General features: G+C 45.5%; 8 protein-coding genes. All 8 read right to left on the bottom strand.

Features of this window, described 5'->3' with window-relative positions; translation table 11 throughout:
- Positions 1 to 14: 14 nt before the first annotated feature.
- Positions 15 to 4043 carry a DNA-directed RNA polymerase subunit beta gene (gene rpoB / locus DA100_RS06585; protein WP_138971457.1) on the bottom strand — a complete coding sequence of 1343 codons (4029 nt, stop codon included), beginning with the start codon at positions 4041 to 4043 and terminating at the stop codon, positions 15 to 17.
- Between the two features lie 231 nt (positions 4044 to 4274).
- Positions 4275 to 4643: a 50S ribosomal protein L7/L12 gene (gene rplL, locus DA100_RS06590; RefSeq protein WP_138971458.1), complete on the bottom strand. Its 369-nt coding sequence runs from the start codon at positions 4641 to 4643 to the stop codon at positions 4275 to 4277.
- Between the two features lie 57 nt (positions 4644 to 4700).
- Positions 4701 to 5195, bottom strand: a complete 495-nt coding sequence (gene rplJ, locus DA100_RS06595; protein WP_138971459.1) for a 50S ribosomal protein L10 — start codon at positions 5193 to 5195, stop codon at positions 4701 to 4703.
- Positions 5196 to 5484: 289 nt separating this feature from the next.
- A complete protein-coding gene (rplA, locus tag DA100_RS06600) occupies positions 5485 to 6186 on the bottom strand; it encodes a 50S ribosomal protein L1 (protein ID WP_138971460.1) in 702 nt (233 codons plus the stop codon).
- 4 nt (positions 6187 to 6190) lie between these two features.
- Entirely contained in the window at positions 6191 to 6619 is a 429-nt protein-coding gene (gene rplK / locus DA100_RS06605; RefSeq protein WP_138971461.1) for a 50S ribosomal protein L11, read from the bottom strand.
- 182 nt (positions 6620 to 6801) lie between these two features.
- The gene (nusG, locus tag DA100_RS06610; RefSeq protein WP_008078233.1) at positions 6802 to 7350 is read right to left on the bottom strand and encodes a transcription termination/antitermination protein NusG; all 549 of its coding nucleotides are present in this window, start codon (positions 7348 to 7350) and stop codon (positions 6802 to 6804) included.
- A gap of 13 nt (positions 7351 to 7363) precedes the next feature.
- Entirely contained in the window at positions 7364 to 7744 is a 381-nt protein-coding gene (secE, locus tag DA100_RS06615; RefSeq protein ID WP_004747599.1) for a preprotein translocase subunit SecE, read from the bottom strand.
- Between the two features lie 275 nt (positions 7745 to 8019).
- A partial coding sequence (locus DA100_RS06620; RefSeq protein WP_240800885.1) for an EF-Tu/IF-2/RF-3 family GTPase occupies positions 8020 to 8623 on the bottom strand: 604 nt, incomplete at its 5' end.

An 8623-nucleotide genomic window follows, 5' to 3' on the forward strand; every position in this document is an offset into this window, starting at 1 on the left:
ATAATCCCGTGGGATTACTCTTCGTCTTCTAGCTCGATGTTGATACCTAGCGAGCGAATCTCTTTCAACAGTACGTTGAACGATTCTGGCATACCAGGTTCCATGCTGTGGTTACCGTCTACGATGTTCTTGTACATCTTAGTACGGCCGTTAACGTCATCAGACTTAACTGTTAGCATTTCTTGTAGCGTGTAAGCAGCACCGTAAGCTTCAAGTGCCCATACTTCCATCTCACCGAAACGCTGACCACCGAACTGAGCTTTACCACCAAGTGGTTGCTGAGTTACTAGGCTGTACGAGCCAGTCGAACGAGCGTGCATCTTGTCATCAACAAGGTGGTTCAGTTTCAGCATGTACATGTAACCAACAGTTACAGGACGCTCAAACGCATCACCAGTGCGACCATCAAACAGAGTTAACTGACCAGATTCTGGTAGGTCACCTAGTTTTAGAAGCTCTTTGATTGATGATTCATTTGCACCATCGAATACCGGCGTTGCGATCGGTAGACCGCCACGTAGGTTAGAGATCAACGTACGAACTTCATCATCAGATAGAGACGCGATGTCTACGTTCTGACGAGTTTCACCAAGATCGTAAACCTTCTGTAGGAAGTCACGGAACTTAGCTAGCTCTTGCTGCTCTTTAACCATCTGGTTGATCTTGTCACCGATACCTTTCGCTGCCAGACCTAAGTGTACTTCTAGGATCTGACCGATGTTCATACGCGAAGGTACACCTAGTGGGTTCAGTACGATGTCAACAGGTTGACCTTTTTCATCGTATGGCATGTCTTCAACAGGGTTGATCTTAGAGATTACACCCTTGTTACCGTGACGACCCGCCATCTTATCACCAGGCTGGATGCGACGTTTAACCGCTAGGTAAACTTTAACGATCTTCAGTACGCCAGGTGCTAGATCATCACCTTGTGTGATCTTGCGACGCTTGGTTTCAAACTTCTTATCGAAGTCTGCACGTAGCTCGTCATACTGCTCTGCTAGTTGCTCTAGCTGAGTCTGTAGAGCATCGTCTTCAAGCGTCAGTTCTAGCCACTTCTTGCGATCGATAGCATCTAGTTTCGCTTCAGTGTAACCACCGTCGATAAGTACAGCTTTAACACGGTTTAGAAGGCCACCCTCAAGAATCTGGAATTCTTCAGTAAGGTCTTTCTTCGCTTCTTTAAGCTGCATCTGTTCAATTTCAAGTGCACGTTTGTCTTTTTCAACACCGTCACGAGTAAATACTTGAACGTCGATGATCGTACCTGAAACAGAGTTTGGTACGCGTAGAGACGTATCTTTAACGTCTGATGCTTTCTCACCGAAGATAGCACGTAGTAGCTTCTCTTCAGGAGTTAGCTGAGTTTCACCTTTAGGCGTTACTTTACCTACAAGGATGTCACCGCCTTTCACTTCCGCACCAATGTAAACGATACCTGACTCGTCTAGTTTAGACAGAGCAGACTCACCTACGTTTGGAATGTCAGCTGTGATCTCTTCAGCACCAAGCTTAGTATCACGCGCCACACAAGATAGTTCTTGAATGTGGATAGTCGTGAAACGGTCTTCTTGAACTACGCGCTCAGATACTAAGATCGAGTCTTCGAAGTTGTAGCCGTTCCAAGGCATGAACGCGATACGCATGTTCTGACCAAGAGCAAGTTCACCAAGGTCTGTTGAAGGACCATCAGCAAGAACGTCACCACGTGCAACAGGTTCACCAGGCATCACACATGGACGCTGGTTGATACACGTATTTTGGTTAGAACGAGTGTATTTAGTTAGGTTGTAGATATCGATACCTGCTTCACCAGGGATCAACTCTTCTTCGTTCACTTTAACAACGATACGAGAAGCATCTACAGACTGGATTACACCACCACGTTTCGCTACCGCAGTAACACCAGAGTCAACTGCGATGTTACGCTCAATACCAGTACCAACTAGAGGCTTATCAGCTTTAAGAGTTGGAACTGCCTGACGTTGCATGTTCGCACCCATCAATGCACGGTTCGCATCATCGTGTTCTAGGAACGGGATAAGCGATGCAGCGATAGATACAACCTGGTTAGTTGCAACGTCCATGTAGTCAACATGTTCGCGTGGGTGTAGACCAGATTCACCTTTCTGACGAGCTGTGATTAGCTCTTCAGCAAATGTGCCTTCTTCAGTAAGAACAGTGTTCGCCTGAGCGATAACGTACTGACCTTCTTGAATAGCAGATAGGTAATCTACTTCGTCTGTTACTACGCCATCTACAACACGACGGTATGGAGTCTCTAGGAAACCGTACTCGTTACAACGCGCAAACGCAGATAGAGAGTTGATCAGACCGATGTTTGGACCTTCAGGTGTTTCGATAGGACATAGACGACCGTAGTGAGTTACGTGTACGTCACGTACTTCGAAGCCAGCACGTTCACGAGTTAGACCGCCAGGACCCAACGCAGAAATACGACGCTTGTGCGTTACTTCTGATAATGGGTTATTTTGGTCCATGAACTGAGATAGCTGAGAAGAGCCAAAGAATTCTTTAACCGCAGCAGAGATCGGCTTAGCATTGATTAGATCTTGAGGCATGATTGCATCAAGGTCACCAAGGCTTAGACGCTCTTTAACAGCACGTTCAACACGTACTAGACCAACGCGGAATTGGTTTTCTGCCATTTCACCAACAGAACGGATACGACGGTTACCTAGGTGGTCGATATCGTCCACTTCACCGATGCCGTTACGGATAGCGATAAGCTTCTTCATCACTTCGATGATATCAGTTTCATCAAGTGTGCCTTGCTCTTGAGCATCTTCACGTTCGATAGAGCTGTTGAACTTCATACGACCAACAGTCGATAGATCGTAACGCTCTTCAGAGAAGAATAGGCTTTCGAATAGTGCTTCAGCAGCTTCTTTCGTTGGTGGCTCGCCAGGGCGCATCATGCGGTAGATTTCTACCAGCGAAGAAATACGATCAACAGTGCTGTCGATACGTAGTGTCTCTGACATGAATGGGCCGTGGTCTAGATCGTTCGTGAATAGAACAGATAGAGCTTTATGGCCAGCTTGAGAAAGGTTAGCTAGAGCTTCTAGGCTGATCTCTTGGTTTGCACCAACAATGATCTCGCCAGTCGCTTCGTTGATGTAATCTTTCGATGCAACTTTACCAACGATGTACTCTACAGGTACTTCGATGTGCTCAATGCTGTCTTTTTCAAGTTGACGGATATGACGTGCAGTCACACGACGGCCAGTCTCAACGTAAACCTTACCGTTAGCTTCGATATCGAACGACGCAGTTTCACCACGTAGACGATCAGGAACAAGCTCCATTAGAAGAGTTTGATCTTTAACTTCGAAGTTCACCTTCTCAAAGAAGATGTCCAGGATCTCTTCAGTCGTCTTACCTAGTGCGCGAAGAATGATAGATGCTGGTAGCTTACGACGGCGGTCAATACGTACGTATAGGTTATCCTTAGGATCAAACTCGAAATCAAGCCATGAACCACGGTAAGGAATAACACGTGCATTGTATAGAACTTTACCTGATGAGTGGGTCTTACCCTTATCGCTGTCGAAGAATACGCCAGGACTTCTGTGCAGCTGGGATACGATAACCCTCTCGGTACCATTGATAACGAAGGTACCATTGTCTGTCATAAGCGGAATTTCGCCCATGTAGACTTCTTGTTCTTTAATGTCTTTTACAGTACCTGCTGGCGCGTCTTTATCAAAAATAACTAGACGTAGTTTTACGCGTAGTGGCTTTGAATAAGTTACACCGCGGATTTGACATTCTTTAACGTCAAAAACTGGCTCACCAAGACGGTAGCTAACGTATTGCAGCTCGGAATTGCCGTTGTAGCTCTGAATCGGAAATACAGAACGGAAAGCAGCTTCAAGACCGTATTGACCTTCAGGATCCTGTTCGATAAATTTCTCGAACGAATCGAGCTGGATCGATAGCAGGTATGGAATGTCCAACACTTGTGGACGAGTACCAAAGTCCTTACGGATGCGCTTTTTCTCGGTATAAGAGTAAACCATGGGGTTCCTCAGCTCGCTGATAAGTGACCCAAACTGCCTCTGGTAGTATGAGACAGTGACTAAATATCTGTTTGAGTGTAGTAGCGTTTCATTAAGAGCTAATGAAGCGTTTTTTGCTTGAAGTATGGGTGCTCAAACAGCGGAAAAATCACCCAACCCCTACAGCGCAAAAAGGCCGGTGGTTATAAAACCACCAGCCATTAGCCGTTAGGCTAAGAAGCTAAGTAATAATTACTTAACAGCAACTACTGCGCCAGCTTCTTCTAGCTGAGCTTTAAGAGCGTCAGCTTCTGCCTTCTCAACACCTTCTTTAAGAGGTGCTGGAGCGCCGTCTACAAGAGCTTTAGCTTCTTTAAGACCTAGGCCAGTTGCGCCACGTACTGCTTTGATAACAGCAACTTTGTTGCCGCCAGCAGATTCTAGGATTACGTCGAATTCAGTTTGCTCAGCAGCAGCTTCGCCAGCTGCAGCGCCACCAGCTACAACAGCAGCTGCAGCAGAAACGCCGAATTTCTCTTCCATCGCTTCGATTAGTTCAACAACTTGCATTACAGACATTTCTGCAACTGCGTCTAGGATTTGCTCGTTAGTAATAGACATAACAATTCTCTTTTAAATCAACAATAAGTTTATTAAGCAACCAGAAAAAAGCAAGGCTTACGCCGCAGCTTCTTCTTTTTGATCGCGGATAGCAGCGAATGTACGTACCAGCTTGCCAGCAGAAGCTTCTTTCATGCACATCATTAGGCGTGCGATTGCTTCGTCGTAAGTTGGTAGTGTCGCTAGTACTTCAGCGTCAGTTAGCGCGCCTTCAAATGCAGCAGCTTTGATCTCGAAGTTTTTGTTCTCTTTAGCGAAGTCTTTGAAAAGACGCGCTGCAGCACCTGGGTGCTCGTTAGAGAATGCGATTAGAGTAGGACCAGTGAATGTCTCTGTTAGACACTCATAGCTAGTACCTTCTACCGCACGACGCATCAGCGTGTTACGAACAACTTTCAGGTAAACGCCCGCTTCACGAGCTTGTTTACGTAGAGAAGTCATTGCGCCCACTTCAACGCCACGAGAGTCAGCTACAACTGCAGAAAGTGCACCACTGGCAGCTTCGTTGACTTCAGCAACAATTGCTTTTTTGTCTTGAAGGTTTAAAGCCATCTTGGATTAACTCCTGGTTGTCGTTACACCACTCACTATTATCACAACAGTGAGAGCTTAAAAGGTGCTTCCCAGAAGAAAGGTAACTATTTACATAGAGCTTTCTGTCAGTTCGGGCACCATCTACGTAGGATAATTAAGTTTGACAAGTCAAACACCTACGGTCTTGGACGGAGACTGGGTCATAATTCACAACAAATTCTAGAAGAATTTAATGAACCAAAGTTCAGCCCCAACCACAAATATTAGGCGCAGAATTATACATTAATTTCGCGCCTAATCAAATCAATTATGCTTGAGTGTTCAGGCTACCCTGATCAACAGCAACACCAGCACCCATAGTAGTAGAGATGCTTACTTTCTGCAGGTAAGTACCTTTAGCAGAAGATGGCTTAGCTTTCTTCAGAGCAACTAGAAGAGCTTCTAGGTTCTCTTTGATCTGCTCAGCAGAGAAATTTGCTTTACCGATAGTAGTGTGGATGATGCCGTTTTTGTCGTTACGGTAACGAACCTGACCAGCTTTAGCGTTCTTAACAGCTTCAGCAACGTTAGGAGTTACAGTACCAACTTTAGGGTTTGGCATTAGACCGCGAGGACCTAGGATAGTACCTAGTTGACCTACAACGCGCATTGCATCTGGAGAAGCAACAACTACGTCAAAGTTCATTTCGCCTTTCTTAACTTGCTCAGCAAGATCTTCCATACCAACGATGTCTGCGCCAGCTTCTTTAGCTGCTTCAGCGTTTGCACCTTGAGTGAACACTGCAACGCGGATGTCGCGGCCAGTACCGTGTGGTAGTACAGTTGCACCACGTACGTTTTGGTCAGATTTACGAGCATCAATGCCTAGGTTAACAGCAACGTCTACAGACTCAACGAATTTAGCAGTTGCTAGTTCTTGAAGAAGAGCTACAGCTTCGTTGATTTCGTATTCTTTAGTCGCGTCAACTTTGTCGCGGATTACGCGCATGCGCTTAGTTAGTTTAGCCATCTTATTAACCCTCTACCACTAGGCCCATTGAACGAGCAGTACCAGCGATTGAACGCTTCATTGCTTCGATGTCAGCACCAGTCATATCAGCAGCTTTAGCTTCTGCGATTTCTTGGATTTGAGCTTCAGTTACAGTGCCCACTTTTTCAGTGTTTGGACGGCCTGAACCAGACTTAACGCCAGCAGCTTTCTTAAGAAGAACAGCAGCAGGTGGAGTCTTAGTGATGAACGTGAAAGAACGATCGCTGTATACAGTGATAACTACTGGAGTAGGTAGACCTTTCTCTAGAGATTCTGTTTTCGCGTTGAACGCTTTACAGAATTCCATGATGTTAACACCGTGTTGACCTAGTGCAGGACCAACTGGTGGACTTGGGTTTGCCATACCAGCAGCAACTTGTAGCTTGATGTAAGCTTCAACTTTCTTAGCCATGATTATTCCTAATTTTGGGTACAAGCGCTAATCGACCGATCAGCTCCCCGTTGATACAAATTCTTTTTATTTCGCTCAAAACTTAAGCTTCGATTGAAATAATAAGGCGCGAGATTATAGTAATAATTCGCGCCTTATACAACCCTAAAAAGGTGATTTTTTATACTCTACAAATCAGAGTATTAGTCCAGTTTTTCAACCTGACCAAATTCAAGCTCAACTGGTGTCGCACGACCAAAGATCGATACAGACACTTTCAGGCGGCTCTTCTCGTAATCCACTTCTTCAACTGTACCGTTGAAGTCAGCAAATGGACCGTCTGTAACACGTACCACTTCACCCGCTTCGTACATAGTACGTGGGCGAGGAGCTTCACTTGCTTTCTCTAGACGGTTAAGAATCGCATCAGCTTCTTTATCAGTGATAGGAGCTGGACGATCAGAGGTACCACCAATGAAGCCCATGACACGCGGCACACTGCGTACTAAGTGCCATGATTCATCGTTCATGATCATCTGAACTAGGACGTAACCAGGGAAGAACTTGCGCTCAGACTTACGACGCTGACCTGCACGCATTTCCACTACTTCTTCAGTAGGGACTAGAACTTCACCAAACAGCTCTTCCATGCTGTGCATTTTGATATGCTCACGAAGAGATTGGGCTACACGGCCTTCAAATCCAGAGAAGGCTTGAACCACATACCAGCGTTTTTTTGGAGCTTCACTCATGAATTAAAACCCTCTATACCCCAGTTGCTAGAGCGACAAGACGAACCATGATGCCGTCAATGCCCCAAAGCACTAGAGCCATTACAATACTTACAGCTAAAACGATTAAAGTAGTTTGCATAGTTTCTTGGCGAGTAGGCCAAACCACTTTGCGTACTTCCATACGCGACTCTTTTGCAAACTCAATCGCAGCTTTACCCTTAGTTGTTGTAGCAGCAACACCAAGTGCCGCAGCGATTAATACAACAACTCCTGCAGCACGAATTACTACAGACATTTCACCATACAGGTAATTACCCACAACAGCGGCAGCTAACAGAGCGAAAGTGACAATCCACTTAAAGATATCTGCGCCATTTGAGCTATCAGGAGTTTCAGCATTATTTGCTTTCATAAAACCAACCTGTCTAAGTCTTAATATAGACGACAACAACCCCGCTGTTGCAGGGCAAATCCATTAAACGACAATCTAACTAGATTGACGCACGCTTTTATTGATTGAGAAGCAACACCTCAATCAAAAAATCCTGCTTACATGTCTGTTTTCATAACAATGCAACAGACATTTTGTATAGTGCAGAAAAAGGGCATCAAATGATGCCCTTTTTGCTACTGGTTCGTCAAATCTTATTCCAAGATTTTCCGAAGACTTTAGCTAATTCGTTAGAATTAAGCGAAGATCTTAGCAACAACACCAGCACCAACTGTACGGCCACCTTCGCGGATCGCGAAACGTAGACCTTCGTCCATCGCGATTGGAGCGATTAGCTCTACAGTCATCTTGATGTTATCGCCTGGCATTACCATTTCTACGCCTTCTGGTAGCTCGATGTTACCAGTTACGTCAGTTGTACGGAAGTAGAACTGTGGACGGTAGCCTTTGAAGAACGGAGTATGACGGCCGCCTTCGTCTTTAGAAAGTACGTATACTTCTGACTCGAACTTAGTGTGTGGAGTGATTGAACCTGGCTTCGCTAGTACTTGACCACGTTCTACTTCATCACGCTTAGTACCACGTAGAAGTGCACCAACGTTCTCACCCGCACGACCTTCGTCTAGAAGCTTACGGAACATCTCAACACCAGTACATGTTGTTGTGATTGTCTCTTTGATACCTACGATAGCAACTTCGTCACCTACGTTTAGGATACCGCGCTCGATACGGCCAGTTACTACTGTACCACGACCTTGGATTGAGAATACGTCTTCGATTGGCATTAGGAACGGCATGTCTACTGCACGCTCTGGCTCTGGGATGTAAGAGTCTAGTGCT

This window comes from Vibrio sp. Hep-1b-8 (assembly GCF_006124995.1).
Classification (GTDB): domain Bacteria; phylum Pseudomonadota; class Gammaproteobacteria; order Enterobacterales; family Vibrionaceae; genus Vibrio.